Consider the following 23,646-nt stretch of genomic DNA (forward strand, 5'->3'; position numbering starts at 1 on the left):
CATGCCGAGTGAGCCGCATGTGCCGGTCGAAATTCGCAAGAATGTCGAACTGGATCGCTTCGAGCTGTACGTGGACGGATACCTCGCGGGCGTCGCCGCCTATCAGGACACCGCCAACGAGCGCGCCTTCGTGCACACCGAGATCTATCCGCAGTTCGAAGGTCTGGGGTACGGCCGCAAACTCGTACAGGGTGCGCTCGATCAGACCCGGGACGCGGGCTTCGGCATTCTGCCGATGTGCCCGATGGTGCACCATTTTGTCGAATCCCGGCCGGAGTACCTGGCATTGGTGCCGCAGTGGTCGCGGGAGCGCCTGAATCTGCCGCAGCAATAGGTATCTGCCGCGGCAATGGGCGGCCGGACAGTCCGTCAGTAGGCGGCGACCGCTCCGTCGAGCGCAGTCTGCAGTTCATCACGCACGATGCGGGTGATCTCGGCGGGTTTGGTGGGCAGCTCCGGCACCGGCGCCCCGAAATAGAAGCTGGCCGATTTGGCCTCCTCCTTGGTGGGCTCCACCTTCGGATCCGGGCGCGGCCCGTAGCTCAGGCCCAGGCTCACCAGCACCGGATCGGCCCCGAGCTTCTTGGCCCGGAAGGCGATGTGCCCGATGCCGGTTCCGACGGTCTGCACGTGGGCCGGGTCCACGTCATTGCAGGTGCCCTCGGGGAAGACCGCCACCCCGTCGCCGCGCGCCATGCGCTCGGCACAGATATCGATCATGCGCTGTCCGGCCGCGTTCACCGCGCGGAGTCCGTGGTCCTTACCGCGGAAAACGGGAATCCCGCCCATCATGTCGATGCGCCGGCGCAGTTCCGGTTCCAGGAACAGCTCGTCCTTGGCCAGCACCCGGGTTCGCCCGATGACCGGTCGCAGCACGCTCCCCCAGGCCGCGGCAGCGACTGTATAGGGGTCCAGCTGCGAGAGATGATTGACCGCGATGAGCAGCGGCCGGCGCTGGGAGATCAACTCACGCAGCCGATCCCGCGCCCCCGGTGCGTACGAGATCCGCGGTCGATACCGCCGGCCCAGCAGCCAGTAGGCCGCACGCGCCTTCAACAGATTCTGTTGATGATCGAGATAGAAGTCGTACACCGCGTCATTGTTCTCGAGGATTACCTCGGGACGTTCCATGCCGTCACCCTAGCGGGGGCGGCGCAATTGAGCAGAGACGGAATTTAACAAGGCAAAGAGCCTGTCGCGGTGGAATGATGACTGAGTGGCACGCGCAGAAGAACACGGTGACCGTTCTCGACGCGAATTCCGGCATGAGGACCAGGTGGTACGCCCTGGGACTCTGCTGGTGTCGGCGACGGACCTGGTGGAACCCTCCTTCCGGCGCACCATTGTGTACATCATCGAGCACAATGACGCGGGCAGCCTGGGCGTGGTCCTGAACCGGCCGAGCGATACCGCCGTGCACGATGTGCTCCCCAATTGGGCCGAACTCGCGGCGCCGCCCCGCAAACTCTTTCTCGGCGGACCGGTGAAACGTGATGCCGCGCTGTGCCTGGCCACGGTGAAGGTCGGCACCTCGTTCGCCGGCATCCCGGGTCTGCGCCGGGTGGACGGCCGGGTCGCCCTGGTCGACCTCGACTCCGACCCGGATCGCATTGCCCCACTCGTCGAGGGCATCCGCATTTTCGCCGGTTATGCCGGTTGGACCTTCGGGCAGCTCGAAGGTGAATTGGATCGCGGGGACTGGATCGTCCTGTCCGCACTGCCGACCGACCCGCTGGCGGGCCGCGCCGATCTGTGGGCGCAGGTCCTGCGCCGGCAGCCGCTGCCGTTGTCCCTGCTCGCCACGCATCCGATCGAAGTGGAACGAAACTGAACTGAACCGTCGGCACGGTCTGTGTCGTGGAGGGTACGGAGGTGACCGATGCCCGACGACCAGGCGGCATTGCTCCGGGTGCTCTACGAGGAGCATGCGGCCGCATTGTGGCGATACACGTACGGCCTGGTGGGAGATCCCGGCCGCGCGGAGGACATTGTGCAGGAAACGCTACTGCGGGCCTGGCAGCGGCCGAATGTGCTCGACCAGTCCACGAACTCGGCCCGGGCCTGGTTGTTCACGGTGGCCCGTAATCTGGCGGTGGACGAGCATCGCAGCGCCAGAAGCCGGCGCGAATTCCGTACGGACAATCCGCCGGAGGTGCCGACGCCGGATCAATCGGATAGGGCACTGGACGGTTGGCTGGTAGCCGACGCACTGGCGCGATTGACCATCGATCATCGTGAGGTCATCGTCCGCGCCTACTACCGGGGCCTGTCCACCCACCAGATCTCGGCGGAATTGGATATCCCGGAGGGGACGGTGAAGTCCCGTATGCACTACGGCATGCGGGCACTGCGTTTGGTGCTACAGGAGATGGGGGTGACGAGATGACGGAGGGCCACGACCTCTGTGACGGCTACACCACGTGGGACGGGTCGTACGTGCTCGGCGCCCTGGCCCGCGACGAACGCCGCGAGTACGAGGACCACCTGGCGACCTGCGACCACTGCCGGACGGCCGTGTCGAAGCTGGCCGGGCTACCCGGACTGCTGGCGCTGGTGGACGAGGACACGGCGCTTTCCATTGCGGCGCAGGAGGATCCGCCGACCGCGGTGCCTCCGCCGCCCGAGCGCATGCTGCCGCAGCTGGCGGAGCAGGCCCGGAAGAGGGAGCGCCGCAAGCGATTTTGGTCGGTGGGCGGCGCGGTGATGGCGGCCGCGGCCACCGCCCTGATCGCGGTGCCGGTGACGGCCACCCTCGCCGAGCGTGACGTTCCGGCCATCGAGCAGGTGGTGGCCCAGGGGCCGCTGCAGGCTCAGGCGGAAACCCCGATCGTCGCCACCTACAAACTGCTCTCGGTGAACGGGCAGACGCGCGTGGACATGATCTGCAACTACCCGCCGTCCAACGAGATCTACGCGTGGCAGCTGTCGCTGTGGGTGGTGCGCGCCGACGGGACCCAGTCGAAACTGGCGGAGTGGACGGCGAAGCCGGGCCAGGTGTTCACCCCGGACGGCACCACCTCGGCCACGCCGGGCGATGTGAAATCGGTGGAGATCCGCAATGCCACCGGCAAGGTGCTGCTGGCGGCCGGACTCTGAACGCACGAGAACGACGCACCCGAGGGGGTGCGTCGTTTTCGCGTCGCGCAGGGTGTGCGATCAGCTCGTCTTACGCTTGAAAGTCGAGGTGGACCAGAAGTATCCGACACCGCCGAGCACCAGGCACCAGGCGATGGCGAGAATGCCGTTGTGGCCGATTTCGGTGCCCATCAGCAGTCCGCGCAGGGTTTCGGTGATGGGGGTGAACGGCTGGTATTCGGCGAACTGCTTCACACCGGCGGGCATGGTGTCGGTGGGCACCAGACCGCTGCCGAGGAAGGGCAGCAGCAGGATCGGCGTGGCCAGATTGCTCGCGCTCTCCGGATTCTGCGCGACCAGGCCGAAACCCGCGCCGAGCCAGTTCAGCGCGTAGACGGTCAGGCCGATGAGGCCGAAGGCGGCCAGCCAGCCCAGCACCCCCGCATCGTGCGACCGGAAGCCGATGAGCACGGCCACCAGTGTCATCAGGCCCACGCCCGCCATGCCCTGGATCCACGTGCCGACCACCTGACCCGTCAGCACCGACGACTGCGAAATATGCATGGTGCGAAAGCGATTGACGATGCCCTTGGTCATATCCGAATTGATCGACACCGCGATGCCCGCGATCATGTACGACGGAATCATGAGCATCATGCCGGGTGTCAGGTATTGGATGTACTTGGCGCCGCCGGTCGCGCCCCGCAGTGCGCCGCCGAAGATGTAGTTGAACATGAGCAGCATGACGATCGGCATGACCAGCACGCCGATGGTCATGCCCGGATACCGCTTGGCGTGCACCAGATTCCGGCGCAGCATGGTTTTCGAATCGGCGAACGCAGTGCTACTCATCGGGAGTTTTCCTTTTCGGGAGCGTGGCCACCGGTGAGGGCCAGGAAGACGTCGTCGAGATCTGGGGTGTGCACGGACAGTCCGGCGGGTTCGATACCGGCGGCGTCGAGGCGGTCGATCACCTCGCGCACCGAGCGCACGCCGCCGTCGCTCGGCACGGCCAGGGTGAGATCGCCGTTGACCTGGGCGGCGTTGCCCAAAGCCCGTGCGGCATCATCGAGTTCGGCCCGATCGTTGAAATCCAGCCGGACATAGCCGCCCGGCACCAGCCGCTTGAGCTGATCGGGCGTGCCCTCCGCGACCAGCCGGCCCTGGTGCAGCACCGCGATGCGATCGGCCAGCTGATCGGCCTCCTCCAGGTACTGCGTGGTGAGGAAGACGGTCACACCGCCCGCGACCAGATCCCGAATGATGTCCCACATGACCCGGCGGCTGCGCGGGTCGAGGCCGGTGGTGGGCTCATCGAGGAAGATGATGCGCGGCTCGCCGACCAGGGTCATGGCCAGATCGAGGCGGCGGGTCATACCGCCGGAATATCCGGACGCCACCTTGTCGCCCGCGTCTACCAGATCGAACTTCTCCAGCAGATCCGCTGCGCGACGGCGGCTTTCACTACCCGGCAGATGGTGCAGGTCGCCCATGAGCAGCAGGTTCTCGCGGCCGGTGAGCAGTTCGTCGACGGCGGAGAACTGTCCGGTGACGCCGATGACCGAGCGAACGTCGTCCTGCTGGGTCGCGAGATCGTAACCGCCGACCCGCATGTCGCCGCCGTCCGCCTTGATCAGCGTGGACAGGATCTGCACGGTGGTGGTCTTGCCCGCGCCGTTCGGACCGAGCAGCGAGTAGATGCTGCCTTCGGGAACGGTGAAGTCGATCCGGTCGAGCACGATGTGCTCCCCGAACGATTTGCACAGACCCGCAGCCGCGATGGCTGCCGGGCGATGGGCGGTGGTCATGGGGTCCCTTTCTCATCAATAGGTACGCATGAATGCATGGCTTACCCGAGCCGTGACCGCTGGGCTGCGATCAAAGCTGCTACGTGTTCAGTTATTCGACGGAGTTACCTTGTGCGACAGGCCGTCCGGGCCGCCAGGGCTCAGATGTCGAGCACTTCGATGACGCGATGCTCGGTGATATCGACTACGCGGGCGAAGAGCCGATCGGGGATCTTGCCCTCCAGCTCGCCCACGGTGTCGACGACCTCGAAGAGGTAGTCACCCCAATCCTGTTCGCCCACACCGAGAAAGCGCCGCCACTGCTTCCAGTCCTTGAGAATGTTGGTATCGGTCGGGAATTCACTCCAGTAGGAGAAGTGGCTGTGCACCGCGTACGCGCCTTTGCGTGTGCGGTACACCCGAATGTCCTCGACGCGCTTGTCGCCGACCTGGTGCCACTCGGTCAGCAGTACGCCGGAGAAGCGGATCTGCCGCACCCCGTCCTTGCCGACCTTCAGGACCACCTCGTCGTAGCCCTCGACGCGGTCCTCCTCGAGCTCGATGAAGCGCCGCAGTGCCGTCACGATCGCGCCCGACAGATTGCCCCCGACCAGCTCCTGCGCGCGCTGAAACAGCTTGAGGTCCTCATCGGATACGTAGATCGTCTTGTTCGGCATGACCCAACTATACGTAGACGTATACATACATAGCAAGAGGGCCGGTCCGGTTTGCTTCGCCGCCACGGGGGAAAGGCGATCAGGAGGACTCGCGCCGGGCCGTCGAATTGAACCGGCAACCGCTCGCATTCGTATCCCGAGTACAGACTCGGGAGTCCGGTGTCAGGCACCGAAGGGAGCCGCCTCCATGCACACTCGCACACGCGTGGTGGATCACCTGGTCAAAGCCGTCTCCGAGCTGGGCGTGCGGCATATATTCGGCGTCGACGGCGCGAATATCGAGGATCTCTACGACGCGGCTTTCGATCATCGCGAGCTGGTCACCGCCGTGGTCGCCAAGCACGAATTCTCCGCCGCCACCATGGCAGACGGCTACGCCCGCTCCACCGCCGGCCTCGGCGTGGTCGCGGCCACCTCCGGCGGCGGGGCCATGAATCTGGTCGCCGGACTGGCCGAATCCTTCACCTCCCGCGTGCCCGTACTCGCGCTGGTCGGGCAGCCACCGACCGTTCTGGAGGGCAAGGGCGCCTTCCAGGACACGAGCGGGCGGGCCGGCGCCTTCGACGCGGTTCGGCTGTTCACGCCGATCTCGCATTACTGCGCCCGCGTCGAGGCCCCCGCCGACCTGCCCGCTCACCTCACCCGCGCCGTCCATGCCGCCCAGTACGGCGGTCCGGCGGTGTTATTGCTGCCCAAGGACGTTCAGCAGGCGGAACTCGTCGCGCCCGCATTCGTCCCGCCGCCGCGCGCCTATCGCCGCGATACCGAGAGCCTGTGGAGGGTTGTGCATACCTTGCAGGCCGCCCGGGTCATCGGCAAGGTGGTGATCATCGCCGGTGATCAGGTCGCGCGGGACAGCGCACGCGGCGAACTGGCACAGCTCGCCGCGGTGCTCGATGCCGCCGTCGGCGTGGCCCCGGACGCCAAGGATGTCTATCACCACGCCGATCCCGGATTCTGCGGCGTGGCGGGCAGCATGGGGCATCCGGGACTCATCGAGGCGCTGCACCGGGCCAGCCTCTGCCTGCTCATCGGCACCCGCATGCCCGTCACCGCCCGCGCCGGGCTGGAGGAGGCGCTGGCGGAGGTGCCGCTCGCCAGCATCGGCGGCGAGATCCCGTTCCTGGGCTCGATCCACGCGCGCAGTACCGATCTGGCGCTCACGCTCGCCGAGCTGATCGGTGAATTGACCGCTGCCACAACAGTTCACCTGCGCGGCACGGGCGATGAGGCGGCCTCGGACGGTCCGCGGCACATCCGGTTCAGTCTGCAACTGGTGCCGGACGAGGGTGGGGTCGCAGATCTATCCACAACTGCCACAGGTCTATCCACAGCGTCCGGCAGTTCCGGCGCCACGATCACCACCGTCCGGGCCGAGCACGGCGACCGCTCCGGCGAGGCGCCCCCGGAAGGTCCCGGACTGCGGTACCGCGAGGTGGTCGAGACCATCAACAACGCGCTGCCCGAGGGGTCTGATGTCTTCGCCGATGCCGGGAATACCGGTGCGGCGGTGGTGCATCACCTGCGGCTGCCGCGGGACGGCCGGTTCACGGTCGCCCTGGGGATGGGCGGGATGGGGTATGCGTTCGGGGCCGGTATCGGCTCGGCCTTCGCACGGTCGGAGCGCCCGGACGGGAGTATGCGGCGCACCTTCGTCATCGCCGGTGACGGTGCGTTCTTCATGCACGGCATGGAGATTCACACCGCGATCGAACACAACCTGCCGATCACCTTCATCGTCTTCAACAACAACGCACATGCCATGTGCATAACTCGCGAACAGCTGTACTACGGGGATCGGTACAGCTTCAACAGATTTCGACCGGCGTATCCGGGCGCCGGTCTCGCGGCCATGTTCCCGGATCTGTGCACACACGCACCCATCACCAGCGCCGATCTCGCCGAATCACTTCGGCACTGCGTCGGCAGTCCAGGTCCGTCGTTCATCGCCGTCGACTGCGATCCCGACGAAATCCCACCTTTCACGCCGTTCCTGACGGCACCGCGGAGGTAATCGTGACCACCAGCGCCCTGCCAGCACTCAGCGATATCCCCGAGGGGGTGGTGCCCGGACTCTTGCGTATCGAGAACTCCGATCGCGAGGCCACCACGCCCGTCATCCTCGAAATGCTCCGGTCGGTGTACCCGCACGATCAGATCTTCGGCGACTACTGCCCGGTCCAGGCCTATATCGAGGCGCCTCCGCGCGAGCTGTACGAATATCTTTCGGACACCCGCTCATTGGAGGAGTGGACCTACAGCCTGCGCGGCTTCACCGAAACCGCGGAGCCGGGTTTGTGGGAGTCGTTCGACCGGCTGGGCCCCAATACCCGCATCTACACCCGCACGGTCGCCAATCCCGATGCCATGACGGTGGATTACCACTGTGCGTGGGATCAGAGCAAGCACCTGTGGATGATCTACCTGATGCGGGTGGTGGACGCGCAGGTGGTGTTCGACAAGCCCGGTTCGGTGGTGCTGTGGACCAACTGTCATCACCCGTTCTACGACCGGAATCCCTACCCGGACGCCGCACCCGAGGGCCGCAAGGTGTGGGTCGGCGACTTCTGGGAGATGTTCTCCGCCGGGCACCAGCTGGAAATGGACAACCTCAAGGCGATCGCCGAGTACCGCGCCGCACACGGGCTCCCGCTCACCCCCGACTGGATGAAGTAGGCAGGCGCACCATGGATTTCACGGACCCCACCCACCGGATCCCGCCCCCGGTCAGCCTGGTCGATGTGGCCAGCTATCTGCCCGGCGAGTCGGTCGGCACGGAATACTTCACCCAGTTCTCCCGCTCCGAGCGCATGGCCAAGAACGTCATGTTCCGCGCACCCAAGGGCCGCCACCACGTCCACCGCGATACACGGGTGCACGAGATGGCCGAGCAGGCGGTCGCGCCCCTCATCGAACGCCATGGTGCACAAGAACTTTCGAAGATCGATATTCTCATCACCCATACCCAGCTGCCGGAGAATCCGGTGCTCGGCGCGGGTGGCGAGGTGGCGCGCCGCCTGAATATGAACCCCCGCTACGTCTTCGATGTGCACAACGGCGGATGCGCCGCCTTCGTACACATGATGTGGCTGGCCCGCACCATCATGCAGAGTTCCGATGCGCGCACCGCGCTCATCGTCGCCACGCAGAACTGCGCGGGGCCGGTCTTCACCCAGTCCGAGATCCGTAAGCTCGCACAGGCCCCGGTGCCCGGGGACGGTTGCGGCGTCGGATTTCTCGTGAAGAACAACACCGCACCGATTCTCGATATCGAATGCCGCACCTATCCGGAATTCGCCGGGGATATGGAGTTCTCCACCGGTTCCGACCGCAAGTACTGGGAGCCCGGCGAGGGTCAGGGTTGCGTGAGCTTCACCGAATCCAAGGTGGCCAAGGTGTTCGCGCGCGGCAACCGGCTGGTGCCCGAGGTGGCGCACGAGGTGTGCAAGCGCATCGGTGTGAAGAGCAGCGATATCGACACGCTGGTGACCAATCAGCCCAACCGGCTCTTCCTGCGCAATTGGCACGATGCGCTGGAACTGCCCGCCGAACGACATCCCGATACCTTCGACCAGTGCGGAAATCTGTTCGCCGCAGGCATTCCCGTCACCCTCGACACCGAGAACCAGGCGGGACGGCTGCGCAATGGTTCGGTCGTGCTCATGTCGGCCTTCGCGCATGCGGGAGATTTCGCGGGCGCGGCGGCCGTGCGCTGGGGCGCGGCACGATGAGTGCGTCGCTGGAGGCCTATCGCTTCGAGACGGTGCGCTTCGATCTCAGTCTGAGCGAGAACCCTTTTCCGCCACTGCCTTCGGTCATGCGCGCCCTCGACGACAGTCTGGCGAAGGCCAATCGCTATCCGGAATTCCTGCCGCGCGCCCTGCCCCGGATCATCGCGGACCATATCGGCGTGGACCCGGACCAGGTGGTGGTCGGATCGGGCGCGACGGGGGTGGCCATGCAGATCATGCAGACGCTGCCCGCGCCCGGTGCTCGATTCGTCTTCGCCACACCGACTTTCGACGGCTACCCGATCATGAGCGGGATGGTCGGGCTGCGCTCGCATCCGGTGGCGCTGGACTCGTCGGGGCGGCAGGATCTGTGGGCGATGGCGCGGGCGGTGGACCAGAACACCGGGCTGGTAGCGGTGTGCCGGCCGCACAATCCGACGGGCACCGTCGTTCCGGCCAGCGAGTTGAAGGCGTTCCTGTACTCGGTACCGGCCACGGTGCCGGTCATTCTCGACGAGGCGTATATCGAATTCCTCGGCGCGACAGACACGCTCGACACCGTGGAGTTGGTGCGGCGGCACCCGAATGTGCTGGTGCTGCGCACCTTCTCGAAGGCGTACGGGCTCGCCGGACTGCGCATCGGATATGCCTTCGGCGCACCGGAACTGGTGCGGCGCGTGCACCGGCTGCAACTGCCGTTCGGGACGCCGTCGGCCGCCGTCGCGGCGGTGACCGCCTCCTATGCGGCGGAGGCCGAACTCGGGGAGCGCATCCTGCGCATCACCACCGAGCGGGAACTACTGCGGACAGCACTGCGGCGCAATGGCATTCGGGTGCCGCGTAGCAGCGCGAACTTCCTCTACCTGCCCGGCCGCGAGGTCGCACCGGCACTCGCACGCGCCGGGATCGTGGCCAAACGCTATCCGGACGGCAGCGCGCGCATCGCGGTCGGCGATCCGACCGCCGGACGCGCGGTACTGAAGGCCCTGGCCGCCCGGCCGGCCACAGGTGCGCGGCCACTGCGCCGGGACGACAGCCGGGTGCTGTCGCTCACGGTGCGCTCCGAGCCCAGCGTTGTGCGAGCGCCGCACAGGTGATCAGCTGGATCTGATGGAAGACCATGAGCGGCAGCACGATCAGGCCGATGGGATGGCCGGCGAACAGGACGGTCGCCATCGGTAGCCCGGTGGCCAGACTCTTCTTCGATCCGCAGAACACCACCACGATCCGATCGCCGCGATCGAAGTGCACGGCCTTGCCGAGCGCCGAGGTCGCGGCGATCACCAGTGCCAGCAGCACGCAGCACACCAGGACCAGCAGCAGAATCCGCCACGGGGACATGGAATGCCAGATGCCCTCCACCATGCCCGCGCTGAAGGCGCTGTAGACCACCAGCAGGATGGAGCCGCGATCCACCAGCTTGGTCGGCTCCGCATAGCGGGCCAGGAAACCCTTGACCTTCGGGCGGATCAGCTGGCCGAGGAAGAACGGGACCAGCAGCTGCAGCACGATATCGCCGATCGAGGACAGATCGACCTTCGCCTGACCGGTGGTGTTCATCAGTAGGATCACCAGGGCGGGTGTGAGGAAGACGCCGAGCAGATTGGAGAGCGTCGCGCTCACGATCGCACCCGCCACATTGCCCTTGGCGATCGAGGTGAAGGCGATCGAGGACTGCACCGTGGACGGCACCAGGCACAGGAACAGCAGTCCGGTGTAGAGATCGTCGGTCAGTACGTGCGGCACCAGCACTCGCGCGGCAACACCGAGAATCGGGAAGAGCACGAAGGTGCAGGCGAGCACGGTGATGTGCAACCGCCAGTGCTTGAGACCGGTGACCGCCTCATGTGACGACAGCCGCGCGCCGTACAGCAGAAACAGCAATGCGATGGCAATCTTCGTCAGCCAGGTCACCACCGTCGCGGCCTCACCTCGCGCCGGGAAGACGCTGGCCACAGCGACGGTGGCGAGAATCGACAGGATGAAGCCGTCGATGTAGAACTTGCTGAGAAATCGCACCGAACCAGGCTAATCACCCCATATTTCCTGGATTAACACCGCACCCGTACCTCGGCGATACTCATGTTGATCTGTGTTTCCAGACGCTGTACGAACAGACGACTCCGAGGATGGAATCGCCATGGACCCCTGGACCGCCCTCGCCGGCGCACCGCGCGCGGCCGCCGCCGATACCTGGGGAATCTCAGGCCCGACCTTTCTGAGCCTCTACGCCCTGGCCGGAATCCTCGCCGCGCTCTACGGATTCGGCAGGCGCGCCATGGTCCTGCGGGACGCGCACGGCACGGACCAATCCGTCCGGCCGCTCCTACCGACCGAAACCGCCATGCTCTTCGACGACCAGCGGCCCGTCGTCACCGGTCTCGCCCAATTGCGCGGATACCAGCTCATCAATTCCGCCGGCGCGACGACGCGGCACCCGACCGACATCGAAGAACGTGCGCTGGACCCGGTTTCGCGCTCCCTGCACGCCTATCTGATCAGCGCCGATACCCGGCGCCGGAATATTCCGTCCCTGGCCGCGGTCGCGCGCGAACCACTCACCACCCTGCGCGGCAATCTGACCGACCGCGGCTATCTGATCGGCCCCGAACAGCGGAACTCCCTGCTGCTGGCCGCTTTTCCGCTCGGTGCGCTGTTCCTGCTCGGAGTGCTGCGCGTCATCGCGGGCGTGGCCAATCGGCACGGCGTCGGCTACCTGATTCTGGTGCTGATCGCGGTGCTGATCTGCACGCTCCTGATCCTGCGGCCACCGCGCCTGACCCGCCTCGGACGCCGGGCCGCCGACGAATCCGTCCGCCGCAACGGACATCTGCGCCCGCACAACGCCCCCGCCTACAGCGCGTACGGCCCCGACAGCGCCGCCCTGGCCACCGCACTCTTCGGCGCAACAGTGCTGGTGAGCCTCGATCCGGCCCTCGCCCACGCGACCGGAGCCCTCTGGACCGGCGGCGGATTCACCGGCTCGGGCGGCGGCGACTCCGGCAGCAACTGCTCCAGCGGCGACAGCGGAAGTAGCGGAAGTAGCTGCAGCAGTAGCAGTTGCGGCAGTAGCTGCGGCGGCGGCGGATGTGGGAGCGGATGCGGCGGATGACGAGACTGAAGTCGCGGCCGACAGCGCCCGCGGGGGAGATAGCAGCGGCTACGGCGGACCCGGCAGCGCGTGGAACCGAGAGAGCGGCGTCCTCGGCGGAGCCTGCAGCGCATGAAGCCCAGCTGACAGCGCCTGCGGCCGAGGGAGTCGCGGCAGCGATAAGGGCAAGTCACGTGCCGGAGAGGTCCGGAAAAGTACTGGACGGCAGCACATTCGGAGGCTCCACCGATCTCCTGCTCCCGGGCCGGGCGATCGGCATCGGGTGGCGGCGCGAGATCTGCGGGATGATCGACGCGTTGGACGGGATCGGATTCTGTGAGGTCATCGCGGAGTCGCTGGTCGCGGGTCCGGCCCGGTCTGATCATCTGGTCGGCCGAGCTTCGGCCGTGATCACCGGTCTGGTTGGACGGCGTGATTCCCAAGCCGAGGTTGCGGTTCCCGAAGAGCTCGCTGCGCTGATCGCGCGCGGAATACCTGCCGTGCCGCACGGGATTTCGCTGTCGCTCGGGGGTGCGGAGGCGGTGGATGAGCGGCGGGTCGCGCATTTGGCGGCGTGTGCGCGGGCGCTCGGGGCGCCGCTGGTGAGTGAGCACATTGCGTTCGTTCGGGCGGGCGGGATGGAGGCGGGGCATCTGCTGCCGGTACCGCGCACTCGCGAAGGTCTGAATGCCTTGGTACGCAATATCTCCCGGACTCAGCGGGAGTTGGAGGTGCCGCTCGCGGTCGAGAATATCGCCGCCCTGTTCGAGTGGCCGGACGCCGAGTTCACCGAGGCCGAATTCCTCCGGGAATTGGTGGAGCGCACCGGAGTTCACCTGCTGCTCGATATCGCGAACGTTTATGCCAACGCCCGCAATGCCTCCCGCGATCCGCTCACCGAGCTGCTGCGGCTGCCGACCGAACGACTCGCCTACTGCCATGTGGCCGGCGGACGGGAGACCGGCGGGCGCTATCACGACACGCACAGCGATGCGGTGCCCGTGGAGGTACTGGCCCTGGTCGCCGAATTCGCCGCCGGCCGCTCGGTGCCGCTCCTGCTCGAGCGCGACGGAAACTACCCGCCCGCAGCCGAATTGCTCGATGAGCTCAATACCATCGCCACCGCCGCCCAGCGTCCGCCCATCACGGTTCGCTCGCCGGAGCCGCAAGCATGACCAAATCAGCCAGCCCGGCAAGCATTGCCGCGTCAGCCAGCGCAGCAGGCGTGGCCGCGTCAGCCAGCCCAATTGGCATGGCCCCGTCGGCTAGCGCAGCAGACGTGGCCGTATCAGCCAGCCCAGTAGGCATGGCCGCGCCGGCTAGCCCGACAGGCATAACCGCGTCAGCCAGCCTCGCGGAGCAGCAGGCGGCAGTCGTGCGCGCACTGGTTGCTGGGGCGGCGGTTCCTCCGGGCTTCGACGCGGCGGACCTCTCGGCCACCGCACATGCGCTGCTGCACAAGCGCGCCGGGGAAGTGGCGCATCGTTTCCCGCTGCTCGCGCACGCCTGTGGACCGGATTTCACCGCCCGTTTCCTGGAGTGGGCACGTACCCGGCCCAAGACCACCACCGCACAGGACGCGGCCGCTTTCGCGAACGACATCGGAATCCCACTCCCCCGGCGCAAATGGCGGCAGCGATCGCGCTAATTCGCCTGCACCGGAACGGCTTTCAGGTCGAGGTGAGCGCCGGCGGTGGCATCGAGTGCGTCCATGCACAGCTGCAGCGCCTCGGCGCGCGAAATCCGCTGGTGCAGTAGCCATTCGATGGCGACCTCGCGGATGAACGCAATCCATCCCGCCAGTGCCGCCGCAGCCAGATCCCGCGTGTGGCCCGTGGCCGCACAGGCGTCGAGGATGCGATTGCAGATCGCGGTCAGATCGTCGGCGACCGGTCCGCGCACCGCCGGATCGGTCGCCACCGCACTGCGATTCGCGATGAATACCAGCGGTACATGTGCCTGGTAGAAGTCCAGGTGCGCCGCGAGCGCGATGGCCACACCCGCACGTACGGACCGGGCGGGGTCGATGGTCGCCTCCGAGAGCAGCCGGTCGTGCGCCCGCTTCCAGATGGCGGCGAAGAACTCACCCTTCGTGGGGAAGTAGTGGTACATCAGCGCCCGCGAAACCTGCGCGTGCGCGGCAATGTCCTCCATCGCGATGTCCTCGAAACCGCGTTCCCCGAACAGCTGTGCGCCGGCGTCCATCAGCTCGTCACGGCGCTGCTCGGGGGTCAGGCGGCGACGGCTGGGCACGTGGTCATCGTAGGTGGCGGGGGTTGACGCACGACGGGCGAGGCGCATACCGTCACACTATTCAACAGTCGTCTAATAGGGGTGCCCATGCGACGAATTCTGCAGGTGTGGCTGGTGGTATTCGGGGTGGTCTGCGTGGGAATCGCGGTGGCGCACCTGCTCTTCGGCACGTCCACGATCATCGGCGGCGGGTCGGTCAATGCCACCATCGACTCCGATATGCGGTTCTACGCAATCCTTTTCCTCGCCTACGGTCTCGCACTGCTGTGGTGTGCACGGGACGTCGAAACCAAGGGTCTTCCGATCAACCTGCTGGGCCTGATCTTCTTCGCCGGAGGCCTGGCCCGAACGCTGGCCTGGATCGTGAGCGGTGAGCCGAATTGGTTCTACGTCTTGATGACTCCGGTGGAGCTCGTCATCCCGGTGCTGAACTATCTCCTGGTTCGCGCGGTGTGCCGCCCGGCCGAGATCGCGCGGGTGTAACCCACGAATGCATGGGTGCTAATGTCCCTACCTGTTTGCTGGATTGCACCCACCATCTCGGAAGGGAAGCTCCATGACACAGACCCATGCTGCTCACACCGATCACGATCATGAGCACGGCGCGAGTTGCGGACACGTTGCCATTCCACACGGCGACCATGTCGACTATGTGCACGACGGCCATCTGCACCGCGAGCACGACGGCCATTTCGACGAGTGCGAGCCCGCCGCGCACACCGCACACGACAGCCACGACCATCAGCACGGCGACGGGTGCGGGCATGTGTCGGTGCCGCACGGCGATCACGTCGACTACATCCACGACGGCCATCGGCACGCGGCCCACGACGGTCACTACGACGAGCACTGAGGCATGCTGGCCTCATGATCGAGGTCATCACCGTCGGCACCGAGCAGGAGCTGGCCGACGCCTATGCCGTCCGCATGAAGGTCTTCGTCGCGGAGCAGGGCGTGCCGGAGGAACTGGAACTCGACGAGCTCGATGAGACGGCCGATCACTTCCTCGCCCGCCTCGACGGGCAGCCGGTCGGCGCGGGCCGCCTGATCGTCCGCGCGGACGTGGGCGTGCTCGGCCGGCTGGCGGTACTGGCCGAAACCCGGGGCTCCGGCCTCGGGGTCGCGCTGGTGCGAGCCATCGAGGAGCGGGTGCGCGAACGCGGGCTGATCGCGGTCGAACTACACGCGCAGACCCACGCACAGGGCTTCTACGAACGACTCGGCTATCACGCCTACGGCGATATCGGTGATGACGCGGGTATCCCGCACATCTGGATGCGCAAGGACCTCGGGTAGCCGGAAATCAGTTGGCGGCGGGCGCGCAGGCATCGCGCAGCGAGCACGAACCGCAGGCGCTGCCGCAGCCGCCGACCTCGGGAGCGGGCGCATTGGCCGCGAGCGCATTGGCCGCGGCGGTGGCGCCGGCGCCGAGCGTGAAGACCGCGATGACCAGCGTCAGCACCGAAATGATGAGGGCGGGCAGACCACCCGCGACCACGGCGACTCCGCCACCCGCGGCCAGCAGGACGCCCGCCACGAGGGACGCCGGTGCGGCCACACGGTTCGCGAGGCGGTAGTTCTCCTCGGTCCGCACGGCTTCATCGGTATGAACACCGAAGATGCGGTTCGGCGGAAGGGTGCCGGTGAGTCCGAGCACTCCGGTGACCACGGCCACCGCCGACAGGACAAACAGAATGACCGCTACAACCAACACGGGGGTCAATTTACCTGTGCCGCGCCGCGGCGCGGTTCCCGGCCCGCCCGTCACCGCCGGGAATCCGGTCATACAGTCCGGGCGGCGGCGCGCCGACCCGAAGAAACTCACGGCGTGCCGGGGTGCGAGGTTCCTACCCTTTTTGGGGCCGGGGACCTGCACGCTTTAACCTGGTGAACGACCTTATAGAGGATCGGCTAGGACAAGAGGGCAGGACGTGCAGGACACTCGCGCAACCGACACACCCACCGCTGACGGCATTGCAGGCAGCGCGGCGGCGGTGGGTGGGGCCAGCGATGTGCCCGCACACCGTTACAACGCGGAGCAGGCCGGACGCGTCGAGCAGAAGTGGCAGCAAGCCTGGCAGGAGCGCGGCACGTTCTACGCGCCCAATCCGGTCGGCCCGCTGCAGGGCGAGACCCCGGCCGACAAGCTGTTCGTGCAGGACATGTTCCCGTACCCCTCGGGCGCGGGCCTGCACGTCGGCCACCCGCTGGGCTATATCGCCACCGACGTCTACGCGCGCTTCCACCGCATGCGCGGCCGGAATGTGCTGCACGCCCTGGGTTATGACGCCTTCGGCCTGCCCGCAGAGCAGTACGCGGTGCAGACCGGCGCGCATCCGCGGGTGACCACCGAGTCGAATATCGCGAATATGCAGCGCCAGCTGGACCGGCTGGGCCTGGGCCACGACCGCCGCCGCTCCTTCGCCACCACCGATCCCGAGTACTACAGGTGGACGCAGTGGATCTTCCTGCGCATCTACAACGCCTGGTACGACGAGACGCTGGGCAAGGCCCGGCCGATCGCCGAGCTGATCACCGAATTCGAGCAGGGCAGGCGCGTCGCCGCCGATGACGACCGCGCCTGGAACGAGCTGGCCCCGTCCGAGCGCAATGCCCTGATCGACTCGTATCGCCTGGTCTACCAGACCGATTCGATGGTCAACTGGTGCCCCGGCCTGGGCACCGTACTGTCCAATGAAGAGGTCACCGCCGACGGCCGCAGTGAGCGCGGCAATTTCCCGGTGTTCCGTAAGCGCCTGTGGCAGTGGATGATGCGCATCACCGCCTACTCCGATCGCCTGGTCGACGACCTGGATGATCTGGACTGGCCCGAGAACGTGAAGTCCATGCAGCGCAACTGGATCGGGCGTTCGCGCGGCGCGCAGGTCAAGTTCGAGGCGGGCTCGGACGTCGTGGAGGTGTTCACCACCCGCCCCGACACCCTGTTCGGCGCCACCTATGTGGTGCTGGCCCCCGAGCACGAGCTGGTCGACCGGCTGACCGAGGCCACCTGGCCGTCCGGCACCGATGTGCGCTGGACCTTCGGCGATGCGGAGACCCCAGCGGAAGCCGTTGCGGCATACCGCAAGTCCATTGCGGCCAAATCCGATCTGGAGCGGCAGGAGAGCAAGGAGAAGACCGGCGTCTTCCTGGGCTCCTACGCCACCAACCCGGTGAACGGCGCCCGCGTGCCGGTCTTCATCGCCGATTACGTGCTGAGCGGTTACGGCACCGGCGCCATCATGGCCGTGCCCGGCCACGATCCGCGGGACTGGGAGTTCGCCACCGCCTTCGGCCTGCCCATTACGGAAGTAGTTGCGGGCGGCGATATCTCGGAGGGTGCGTACTCCGGCGAGGGCACGCTGGTGAACTCCGGCTACCTGGACGGGCTGGAGATCGACGCCGCCAAGGCCAAGGTGATCGCCGAGCTGGAGGCCAACGGCCACGGTAAGGGCACCATCCAGTACAAGCTGCGCGACTGGCTGTTCGCCCGCCAGCGCTACTGGGGCGAACCGTTCCCCATCGTCTACGACGAGGACGGCGCGGCGCACGCGCTGCCCGAATCCATGCTGCCCGTACAGCTGCCGGAGATGGAAGACTTCGCACCGGTCACCTTCGATCCGGACGATGCCGACTCCGAGCCGTCGCCGCCGCTGGCCAAGGCCACCGAATGGGTGCACGTCACCCTGGATCTGGGCGACGGTCCCAAGCAGTACCGCCGCGATACCAATGTCATGCCCAACTGGGCGGGCAGTTCCTGGTACCAGCTGCGCTACGCCGACCCGACCAACTCGGAGGCGTTCTGCGCCAAGGAGAACGAGCAGTACTGGCTGGGTCCGCGCACCGCCGAGCACGGTCCGAAGGACCCCGGCGGCGTCGATCTGTACATCGGCGGCGTCGAGCATGCGGTGCTGCACCTGCTGTACGCGCGCTTCTGGCAGAAGGTGCTGTTCGATCTGGGCGATGTGTCCAGCAGCGAGCCGTACCGCCGCCTGTTCAATCAGGGCTATGTCCAGGACTACGCCTATGCCGACGAGCGTCGCACCTACGTGCCCGCCACCGAGATCGTCGAGCGGGATGAAAAGTTCTTCTGGACCAACGAATCCGGCACAGAGATCGAGGTCTTCCGGGAGTTCGGCAAGATCGGCAAGTCACTGAAGAATGCCATCTCCCCGGACGAGATGTACGACGCGTACGGCGCGGATACCTTCCGCTTCTACGAAATGTCCATGGGCCCGCTGGACGCCTCGCGCCCGTGGTCCACCAAGGATGTTGTCGGCGCGCAGCGCTTCCTGCAGCGCGTCTGGCGACTGGTGGTGGACGAGGAGACCGGCGCTGTTCGCGTCACCGACGCCGAGCCCTCGAACGAGGCACTGCGCCTGGTGCACAAGACCATTGCCGGGGTGGACGACGACTACGCCAACCTGCGGGACAATACCGCCGGCGCGAAGCTGATCGAGCTGACCAACTATCTGACCAAGAACTACGGCGACGGCGCACCGCGCGCCCTGGTCGAGCCGCTGGTCCTGATGCTGGCCCCGATGTCCCCGCACATCGCCGAAGAACTGTGGGAACGCCTGGGCCACACTGCCTCCCTGGCGCACGGTCCGTTCCCGATCGCGGATCCGGCACTGCTGGTGGCGGATTCGGTGGAGTACCCGATTCAGGTCAACGGCAAGGTCCGCAGCCGCATCAGCGTCCCCGCGGACGCCGATCAGGCGGCGGTGCAGGCCGCCGCCCTGGCCGACGAGAAGATTGCGGAACTGCTGGGCGGCAAGGATCCTCGCAAGATCATCGTGGTGCCCGGCCGATTGGTGAATATCGTCGCCTGATACCGCAACGCCGTCATCCCGGCATGCTCTTGGCCGGATCCACGGAACTCGCTGGAGCACAGTGGGTGTGGATCTCGGCCACAAGCGCGCCGGGATGACAAGTGCAGGCGCTAGCTGAGTACCAGGACGTCGTTCAGCGTGACCGTCGAGAGATTGCGTTCGCGGATGATGTCGTTCAGCTGATCGAAGATGTGCGTCACGGTCGGGCGGTTGGCGTGGCCGATGACGATGGACTGGGCGCGGAACCACTGGCGCGCGGCATTGAGCAGCATGTCCTCGTTGATCACCTTGTTGGTGTCCTCGAGGGTGCCGTACCACATGGTCGGCACCACATAGCCGGAGTCGGCGGCGACGCGATCGACGGTGGCATTGTGGTAGCCGAAGGGCGGGCGGTAGTACGGTGTGCCATCGGTGCCGAAGTTGTTGCGCAGGAACGTCTTCGTGCGCTCGAGCTGATCGGCGATCGCCCCGGCCGACAGCTTGGTCAGGTCCGGGTGATCCCAGGTGTGATTGCCCAGCTGGATCTGCCCCGAATCCACCAGCGGCCGCAGGGCATCGCGGTGGATCGACCAGGAGTCGTAGTAGGCCGTCACGAAGAAGGTGAGCCGGACACCGGTGCGCCGGGCGAATTCGATGAAGGCGCCGACGGTTTCGGCGCTGGCCCCGTCATCGATGGTGAGCGCGATATTGTTGCCGGCGCCGGGCAGTGCGCTGATGGTGCCGGGTCCGATCGCCGTCCGGGGCGCGAGCGGCGGAATTGCATTGCCGGGCACCAGCCCCGGCGGGACCAGGCCGGCGGAACCGGAATCGAGGGGAGAGGGGTCACCGTGCGCTTCGCCACCGCCCAGCAGGGTGGCAGCAGTTCCCGCCGCCAGCAGCGTCAGCAGCCGTCGTCTGTCCATCATCGACCTTCTTCATTTATCCAACACAGAGAACTACGAGCTCACGGGGGCGGCGCCAGGACGTCGTCGAGGGTGACCATGGCGAGATTGCGTTCGCGGATGATGTCGACCATCTGGTCGTAGCAGTGTGTGACCGCGGGATGATTGGCGTGGCCGATGACGATCGCCTGCGCATTGAAATACTGCTGCGCACACTGGATCAGGTACTGCTCGGTGATCACACCGGAGTCCGACAGCGAGCCGTACCAGAGCACGGGAACCGTATAGCCGAGGTCCGCGGCGACCTTGTCGACGGCGGCATTGTGAAAGCCGTACGGCGGCCGATAGTAGGGCGTCCCGTCCACGCCGAAGGTATTGCGCAGGAACGTCTTCGCCCGCCCGAGCTGGTCGGCGACCCCGCTCGCGGAGAGTTTTGTCAGATCGGCGTGATTCCAGGTGTGATTGCCGAGCTGGATCTGACCCGAATCCACGAGCGGCCGCAGGGCATCGCGGTGAATGGACCAGGAGTCGTAATAGGCGGTCACGAAGAACGTGAAACGCGCGCCGGTGCGCCGGGCGAATTCGATGTACGCGCCGACCACCTCGGGGCTCGCGCCGTCGTCGACGGTGAGCGCGATACTGCTGCCTTTTCCGGGCAGTGCGGTAATTGTGCCGCGGCCGATCGGAGTTTTCGGCCCGCCGGGCGGAGGGAGCAGCAGCCGCGGCGTCGGCGATGGCACACCGGGCAGTTGAACCGGTCCGCCACCTGCGGATCCGCTTTCCGGCGGATCACCCTCAGCCTCGCTGCCGCCGGTGAGCGCGACCGCGGTGCCCACCGCGAGCAGGGTGAGCAGCCGTCTTCTGTCCATCATGTTCGGTTATATCGAGTTCCGATGAACCGAGCACTAATTCTGTGCGAAACGATCTGAATTCAGCCGAAACGTTCAGGCTGTTCTCAGTGTGCGATACCTCTCATACGATCTTCAGCACTGCTCATGCGATCTTCAACGCGGAATCGGCCGCAGCACGATTTCCGTGGGGTGGGCGTCACGGGGGGTTTCGATCGCATTCCGTACCGCCCACGCCACCGTTTCGGGAGTGAGGAATTCCTTCGGCTCGTAGTCGCGCTCCTCACCGGCGACCACAGCGCGCTGCATATCGGTGTCGATGCGGCCCGGGTGCACGGAGGTGACCCGCAGGTCCGTTTCCTCCTGGCGCAGCGCATCGCCGAAGGCGCGCAGCGCGAACTTACCGGCCGCGTACACACCCCAGCCGGGGCTCACCCGCAGTCCCGCTCCCGAATTGATCAGCACCACATGACCGTGGGCGGTGCGCAGCGCGGGCAGCAGCACCCGGGTCAGCTCCGATACCGCTATCAGGTTGGCTTCCAACGTATTCCGCCACTGGGCGACGGACGAATCGGCTATTGTTCCCAGGTCGGCGACCCCGGCATTGTGCACCAGTACGTCCAGCCGCTCGATCGATTCCGCCGCGCGGGCCACCGCCGGATAGTCGGTCAGTTCCACGGGCCAGCCGGTGGCATCGGGCAGTTCGCTCAGGATCGGCTCCAGCGCCTCCGGCGTGCGTGCGCCGAGCAGCAATCGGTGGGTGGGCGCCAGTTCCCGGGCGATGGCGGCGCCGAGGCCGCGGCTCGCTCCGGTGATCAGCGCGGTCGGTCGCTCGTTGCTGGTCTTCGCGGAAGTCGCCATGCGATCACCGTAACCGGGCGAGGGGAAACGGCGATGCTCCGGCTAGGGACAGCAGCGTTCGAATCACGAGAAGGCGAACACAGTGCAATCTGGCGATCCGGTGTCTGTACCGGAAATAGCGTCCCCCGGCCACCCCACAGCCTCCCCCGATCCCTCGATCCGGGATGCCCCCCGCGCATACCTGCAAGTTCCGTCGCAGAATAGGGCGATGACGCACCCGGGTTTCACGCCGACACAGCTCGCGGCCCGCGCGGCCTATCTGCTGCGCGGCAACGATCTGGGCACCATGACCAGCGCGGCCCCCAAGCTGTATCCGCACATGTGGAGCTGGGACGCCGCCTTCGTCGCGGTCGGGCTGGCTCCGCTGAGTGTGGAGCGCGCGACCCTCGAACTCGACACCCTGCTGTCGTCGCAGTGGCGCAACGGCATGATTCCGCACATCGTCTTCGCCAATGGCGTGGACGGCTACTTCCCGGGTCCCGCGCGGTGGGAGTGCCGCACGCTCGCGGCCGACGCGCCCGACGGTCCGGACACCTCCGGCATCACCCAGCCGCCGGTGCATGCCATTGCGGTGCAACGGATTCTGGACCATTCGCGCCGGCACGGGCGCTCGACGCGCGCGACCGCCGAGGAGTTCCTGCAGCGGCGCTGGCCGGATCTCATGCGCTGGCACCGCTGGCTGGCCTATGCGCGAGATCCCAAGCAGCACGGGCGAATCACGCTGTACCACGGCTGGGAATCCGGGATGGACAACTCGCCGCGCTGGGATCGCGCCTACGCCAATGTGATTCCCGGTGCGGACCTGCCGCCCTATGAGCGCGCCGATCTGCACGTGGTGGAGGATCCGACGCAGCGGCCCACCGACCGCGAGTACGACCGGTACATGTGGCTGGTCGAACAGATGCGCCGGGCCGGGTACGACGACTATCAACTGGCCTCGACCATGAGCTTCGCCGTCGAGGACGTCTTCGTCACCGCCATCTTCGCGCTGGCCTGCGATGTGCTCGCCAATATCGGCGAGGACTACAAGCAGCCGCACGCCGATGTGCGCGAGCTCTACGAATGGGCCGACTACTTCCGCTCCGGGGTGATCGCCACCACCGACGCCCGCACCGGCGTCGCGCGCGATTTCGATCTGCGCGCCGATCGGTGGATCGATACCGAAACCCTCGCCTGCTTCGCGCCCCTGCTCAGCGGCGGACTGACCCGCGATGCCGAACGCCGCCTGCTGCGCCTGTTCGAGGGCCCGCGCTGGTGCGGCCATCCGGATCTGCGCTATGCGCTGCCGCCGTCAACGTCGCCGGTCTCCAAGGACTTTCGCCCGCGCGAGTACTGGCGCGGCCCGGTCTGGCCGGTGATGAGCTGGCTGTTCTCCTGGGTCTTCGCCCGGCGCGGCTGGGCGGAACGCTCGTTCATGCTGCGGGCGGAAGGGCTGCGGCAGGCCAGTGACGGCACCTTCGCCGAGTATTTCGAACCCTTCACCGGCGCACCGCTGGGCAGCATGCAGCAGTCCTGGACCGCGGCCTCGGTGCTCGATTGGCTGGGTTAGCTGAGATTCAGCTAACACTTGGACAACACGCGGGCGATTCCATAGGCAATGAGGGAAAGCC

The 23,646-nt window shown here is 66.5% G+C and carries 26 protein-coding genes; 16 read left to right on the forward strand and 10 right to left on the reverse strand.

What is annotated here, in order from left to right:
• Position 1 precedes the first annotated feature (1 nt).
• On the forward strand, positions 2–334 hold the full coding sequence (locus ABZX86_RS18665) for a GNAT family N-acetyltransferase (protein ID WP_327142773.1): 333 nt from the start codon (positions 2–4) through the stop codon (positions 332–334).
• A gap of 35 nt (positions 335–369) precedes the next feature.
• Here ABZX86_RS18665 and ABZX86_RS18670 read toward each other — a convergent pair whose 3' ends face one another.
• Positions 370–1,131, reverse strand: a complete 762-nt coding sequence (locus ABZX86_RS18670; RefSeq protein ID WP_355125010.1) for a lysophospholipid acyltransferase family protein — start codon at positions 1,129–1,131, stop codon at positions 370–372.
• Positions 1,132–1,216: 85 nt separating this feature from the next.
• Here ABZX86_RS18670 and ABZX86_RS18675 point away from each other — a divergent pair, with 85 nt between their 5' ends.
• The 3 genes from ABZX86_RS18675 to ABZX86_RS18685 are packed head-to-tail and all read left to right on the forward strand — an operon-like array spanning position 1,217 to position 3,096.
• The gene (locus tag ABZX86_RS18675; protein ID WP_355125012.1) at positions 1,217–1,831 is read left to right on the forward strand and encodes a YqgE/AlgH family protein; all 615 of its coding nucleotides are present in this window, start codon (positions 1,217–1,219) and stop codon (positions 1,829–1,831) included.
• Between the two features lie 48 nt (positions 1,832–1,879).
• Complete coding sequence (locus ABZX86_RS18680) at positions 1,880–2,386, forward strand: sigma-70 family RNA polymerase sigma factor (protein ID WP_327142776.1); 507 nt, start codon at positions 1,880–1,882, stop codon at positions 2,384–2,386.
• Positions 2,383–3,096: a zf-HC2 domain-containing protein gene (locus ABZX86_RS18685; protein ID WP_355125014.1), complete on the forward strand. Its 714-nt coding sequence runs from the start codon at positions 2,383–2,385 to the stop codon at positions 3,094–3,096. Before ABZX86_RS18680 ends, ABZX86_RS18685 begins: the two co-directional genes overlap by 4 nt.
• A gap of 60 nt (positions 3,097–3,156) precedes the next feature.
• Here the strand turns inward: ABZX86_RS18685 and ABZX86_RS18690 are convergent, their stop codons facing one another.
• The 3 genes from ABZX86_RS18690 to ABZX86_RS18700 all read right to left on the reverse strand — a co-directional run bounded on the left by ABZX86_RS18690 (position 3,157) and on the right by ABZX86_RS18700 (position 5,539).
• Positions 3,157–3,927, reverse strand: coding sequence for an ABC transporter permease (locus ABZX86_RS18690; protein ID WP_355125016.1), 771 nt, complete (start codon positions 3,925–3,927; stop codon positions 3,157–3,159).
• On the reverse strand, positions 3,924–4,883 hold the full coding sequence (locus tag ABZX86_RS18695; protein ID WP_355125018.1) for an ATP-binding cassette domain-containing protein: 960 nt from the start codon (positions 4,881–4,883) through the stop codon (positions 3,924–3,926). The genes ABZX86_RS18690 and ABZX86_RS18695 overlap by 4 nt, the downstream gene beginning before the upstream one ends.
• Positions 4,884–5,023: 140 nt before the next feature.
• Positions 5,024–5,539, reverse strand: coding sequence for an EXLDI protein (locus tag ABZX86_RS18700; RefSeq protein ID WP_355125020.1), 516 nt, complete (start codon positions 5,537–5,539; stop codon positions 5,024–5,026).
• Positions 5,540–5,726: 187 nt separating this feature from the next.
• On the opposite strand from ABZX86_RS18700, the gene ABZX86_RS18705 reads away from it, so the two are divergent.
• The 4 genes from ABZX86_RS18705 to ABZX86_RS18720 are packed head-to-tail and all read left to right on the forward strand — an operon-like array spanning position 5,727 to position 10,367.
• Entirely contained in the window at positions 5,727–7,553 is a 1,827-nt protein-coding gene (locus ABZX86_RS18705; RefSeq protein WP_355125022.1) for a thiamine pyrophosphate-binding protein, read from the forward strand.
• Between the two features lie 2 nt (positions 7,554–7,555).
• Entirely contained in the window at positions 7,556–8,215 is a 660-nt protein-coding gene (locus tag ABZX86_RS18710; protein ID WP_355125024.1) for an SRPBCC family protein, read from the forward strand.
• 11 nt (positions 8,216–8,226) lie between these two features.
• Positions 8,227–9,270 (forward strand): 3-oxoacyl-[acyl-carrier-protein] synthase III C-terminal domain-containing protein, encoded by a 1,044-nt coding sequence (locus tag ABZX86_RS18715; protein WP_355125026.1) that lies wholly within the window; start codon positions 8,227–8,229, stop codon positions 9,268–9,270.
• A complete protein-coding gene (locus ABZX86_RS18720) occupies positions 9,267–10,367 on the forward strand; it encodes an aminotransferase class I/II-fold pyridoxal phosphate-dependent enzyme (RefSeq protein WP_355125028.1) in 1,101 nt (366 codons plus the stop codon). Before ABZX86_RS18715 ends, ABZX86_RS18720 begins: the two co-directional genes overlap by 4 nt.
• Here ABZX86_RS18720 and ABZX86_RS18725 read toward each other — a convergent pair.
• Entirely contained in the window at positions 10,321–11,289 is a 969-nt protein-coding gene (locus ABZX86_RS18725) for a bile acid:sodium symporter family protein (RefSeq protein ID WP_355125030.1), read from the reverse strand. The genes ABZX86_RS18720 and ABZX86_RS18725 overlap by 47 nt on opposite strands.
• 121 nt (positions 11,290–11,410) lie before the next feature.
• Between ABZX86_RS18725 and ABZX86_RS18730 the strand changes: the two genes are divergently transcribed.
• The 3 genes from ABZX86_RS18730 (at position 11,411) to ABZX86_RS18740 (ending at position 14,009) form a co-directional block, all read left to right on the forward strand.
• Positions 11,411–12,382: a TIGR04222 domain-containing membrane protein gene (locus ABZX86_RS18730; RefSeq protein WP_355125032.1), complete on the forward strand. Its 972-nt coding sequence runs from the start codon at positions 11,411–11,413 to the stop codon at positions 12,380–12,382.
• Positions 12,383–12,666: 284 nt separating this feature from the next.
• Positions 12,667–13,536, forward strand: a complete 870-nt coding sequence (locus ABZX86_RS18735; protein WP_355125826.1) for a DUF692 domain-containing protein — start codon at positions 12,667–12,669, stop codon at positions 13,534–13,536.
• Between the two features lie 200 nt (positions 13,537–13,736).
• On the forward strand, positions 13,737–14,009 hold the full coding sequence (locus tag ABZX86_RS18740) for a hypothetical protein (protein ID WP_355125034.1): 273 nt from the start codon (positions 13,737–13,739) through the stop codon (positions 14,007–14,009).
• Here ABZX86_RS18740 and ABZX86_RS18745 read toward each other — a convergent pair.
• Positions 14,006–14,614 (reverse strand): helix-turn-helix domain-containing protein, encoded by a 609-nt coding sequence (locus tag ABZX86_RS18745; protein ID WP_355125036.1) that lies wholly within the window; start codon positions 14,612–14,614, stop codon positions 14,006–14,008. The genes ABZX86_RS18740 and ABZX86_RS18745 overlap by 4 nt on opposite strands.
• Before the next feature lie 87 nt (positions 14,615–14,701).
• Here ABZX86_RS18745 and ABZX86_RS18750 point away from each other — a divergent pair, with 87 nt between their 5' ends.
• The 3 genes from ABZX86_RS18750 (at position 14,702) to ABZX86_RS18760 (ending at position 15,910) form a co-directional block, all read left to right on the forward strand.
• Positions 14,702–15,097 carry a DUF4345 domain-containing protein gene (locus ABZX86_RS18750; RefSeq protein WP_355125038.1) on the forward strand — a complete coding sequence of 132 codons (396 nt, stop codon included), beginning with the start codon at positions 14,702–14,704 and terminating at the stop codon, positions 15,095–15,097.
• Positions 15,098–15,170: 73 nt separating this feature from the next.
• Positions 15,171–15,467, forward strand: a complete 297-nt coding sequence (locus tag ABZX86_RS18755; RefSeq protein ID WP_355125040.1) for a hypothetical protein — start codon at positions 15,171–15,173, stop codon at positions 15,465–15,467.
• Between the two features lie 14 nt (positions 15,468–15,481).
• On the forward strand, positions 15,482–15,910 hold the full coding sequence (locus tag ABZX86_RS18760) for a GNAT family N-acetyltransferase (RefSeq protein WP_355125042.1): 429 nt from the start codon (positions 15,482–15,484) through the stop codon (positions 15,908–15,910).
• A gap of 7 nt (positions 15,911–15,917) precedes the next feature.
• Here ABZX86_RS18760 and ABZX86_RS18765 read toward each other — a convergent pair whose 3' ends face one another.
• Complete coding sequence (locus ABZX86_RS18765) at positions 15,918–16,328, reverse strand: SdpI family protein (protein WP_355125044.1); 411 nt, start codon at positions 16,326–16,328, stop codon at positions 15,918–15,920.
• 259 nt (positions 16,329–16,587) lie between these two features.
• Between ABZX86_RS18765 and leuS the strand changes: the two genes are divergently transcribed.
• A complete protein-coding gene (gene leuS, locus ABZX86_RS18770; RefSeq protein ID WP_355125828.1) occupies positions 16,588–19,446 on the forward strand; it encodes a leucine--tRNA ligase in 2,859 nt (952 codons plus the stop codon).
• A 110-nt stretch (positions 19,447–19,556) separates the two neighbouring features.
• Here leuS and ABZX86_RS18775 read toward each other — a convergent pair whose 3' ends face one another.
• The 3 genes from ABZX86_RS18775 to ABZX86_RS18785 all read right to left on the reverse strand — a co-directional run bounded on the left by ABZX86_RS18775 (position 19,557) and on the right by ABZX86_RS18785 (position 22,036).
• On the reverse strand, positions 19,557–20,351 hold the full coding sequence (locus tag ABZX86_RS18775) for a polysaccharide deacetylase family protein (RefSeq protein WP_355125046.1): 795 nt from the start codon (positions 20,349–20,351) through the stop codon (positions 19,557–19,559).
• A gap of 38 nt (positions 20,352–20,389) precedes the next feature.
• The gene (locus tag ABZX86_RS18780) at positions 20,390–21,196 is read right to left on the reverse strand and encodes a polysaccharide deacetylase family protein (protein WP_355125830.1); all 807 of its coding nucleotides are present in this window, start codon (positions 21,194–21,196) and stop codon (positions 20,390–20,392) included.
• Positions 21,197–21,331: 135 nt separating this feature from the next.
• Entirely contained in the window at positions 21,332–22,036 is a 705-nt protein-coding gene (locus ABZX86_RS18785) for an SDR family oxidoreductase (RefSeq protein ID WP_355125048.1), read from the reverse strand.
• A gap of 208 nt (positions 22,037–22,244) precedes the next feature.
• Between ABZX86_RS18785 and ABZX86_RS18790 the strand changes: the two genes are divergently transcribed.
• A complete protein-coding gene (locus tag ABZX86_RS18790; protein WP_355125050.1) occupies positions 22,245–23,585 on the forward strand; it encodes a glycogen debranching protein in 1,341 nt (446 codons plus the stop codon).
• Positions 23,586–23,646: the final 61 nt, after the last annotated feature.

Source organism: Nocardia sp. NPDC006630 (assembly GCF_040611495.1).
In the GTDB taxonomy this organism is placed as follows: Bacteria; Actinomycetota; Actinomycetes; order Mycobacteriales; family Mycobacteriaceae; genus Nocardia.

Coding starts and splice junctions, on each gene's coding strand:
- ABZX86_RS18665 (WP_327142773.1), top strand. CDS start 2: ATGCCGAGTGAGCCGCATGTGCCGGTCGAAATTCGCAAGAATGTCGAA.
- ABZX86_RS18670 (WP_355125010.1), bottom strand. CDS start 1,131: ATGGAACGTCCCGAGGTAATCCTCGAGAACAATGACGCGGTGTACGAC.
- ABZX86_RS18680 (WP_327142776.1), top strand. CDS start 1,880: ATGCCCGACGACCAGGCGGCATTGCTCCGGGTGCTCTACGAGGAGCAT.
- ABZX86_RS18685 (WP_355125014.1), top strand. CDS start 2,383: ATGACGGAGGGCCACGACCTCTGTGACGGCTACACCACGTGGGACGGG.
- ABZX86_RS18690 (WP_355125016.1), bottom strand. CDS start 3,927: ATGAGTAGCACTGCGTTCGCCGATTCGAAAACCATGCTGCGCCGGAAT.
- ABZX86_RS18695 (WP_355125018.1), bottom strand. CDS start 4,883: ATGACCACCGCCCATCGCCCGGCAGCCATCGCGGCTGCGGGTCTGTGC.
- ABZX86_RS18700 (WP_355125020.1), bottom strand. CDS start 5,539: ATGCCGAACAAGACGATCTACGTATCCGATGAGGACCTCAAGCTGTTT.
- ABZX86_RS18705 (WP_355125022.1), top strand. CDS start 5,727: ATGCACACTCGCACACGCGTGGTGGATCACCTGGTCAAAGCCGTCTCC.
- ABZX86_RS18715 (WP_355125026.1), top strand. CDS start 8,227: ATGGATTTCACGGACCCCACCCACCGGATCCCGCCCCCGGTCAGCCTG.
- ABZX86_RS18720 (WP_355125028.1), top strand. CDS start 9,267: ATGAGTGCGTCGCTGGAGGCCTATCGCTTCGAGACGGTGCGCTTCGAT.
- ABZX86_RS18730 (WP_355125032.1), top strand. CDS start 11,411: ATGGACCCCTGGACCGCCCTCGCCGGCGCACCGCGCGCGGCCGCCGCC.
- ABZX86_RS18735 (WP_355125826.1), top strand. CDS start 12,667: ATGATCGACGCGTTGGACGGGATCGGATTCTGTGAGGTCATCGCGGAG.
- ABZX86_RS18750 (WP_355125038.1), top strand. CDS start 14,702: ATGCGACGAATTCTGCAGGTGTGGCTGGTGGTATTCGGGGTGGTCTGC.
- ABZX86_RS18755 (WP_355125040.1), top strand. CDS start 15,171: ATGACACAGACCCATGCTGCTCACACCGATCACGATCATGAGCACGGC.
- ABZX86_RS18760 (WP_355125042.1), top strand. CDS start 15,482: ATGATCGAGGTCATCACCGTCGGCACCGAGCAGGAGCTGGCCGACGCC.
- ABZX86_RS18775 (WP_355125046.1), bottom strand. CDS start 20,351: ATGATGGACAGACGACGGCTGCTGACGCTGCTGGCGGCGGGAACTGCT.
- ABZX86_RS18780 (WP_355125830.1), bottom strand. CDS start 21,196: ATGGACAGAAGACGGCTGCTCACCCTGCTCGCGGTGGGCACCGCGGTC.
- ABZX86_RS18785 (WP_355125048.1), bottom strand. CDS start 22,036: ATGGCGACTTCCGCGAAGACCAGCAACGAGCGACCGACCGCGCTGATC.
- ABZX86_RS18790 (WP_355125050.1), top strand. CDS start 22,245: ATGACGCACCCGGGTTTCACGCCGACACAGCTCGCGGCCCGCGCGGCC.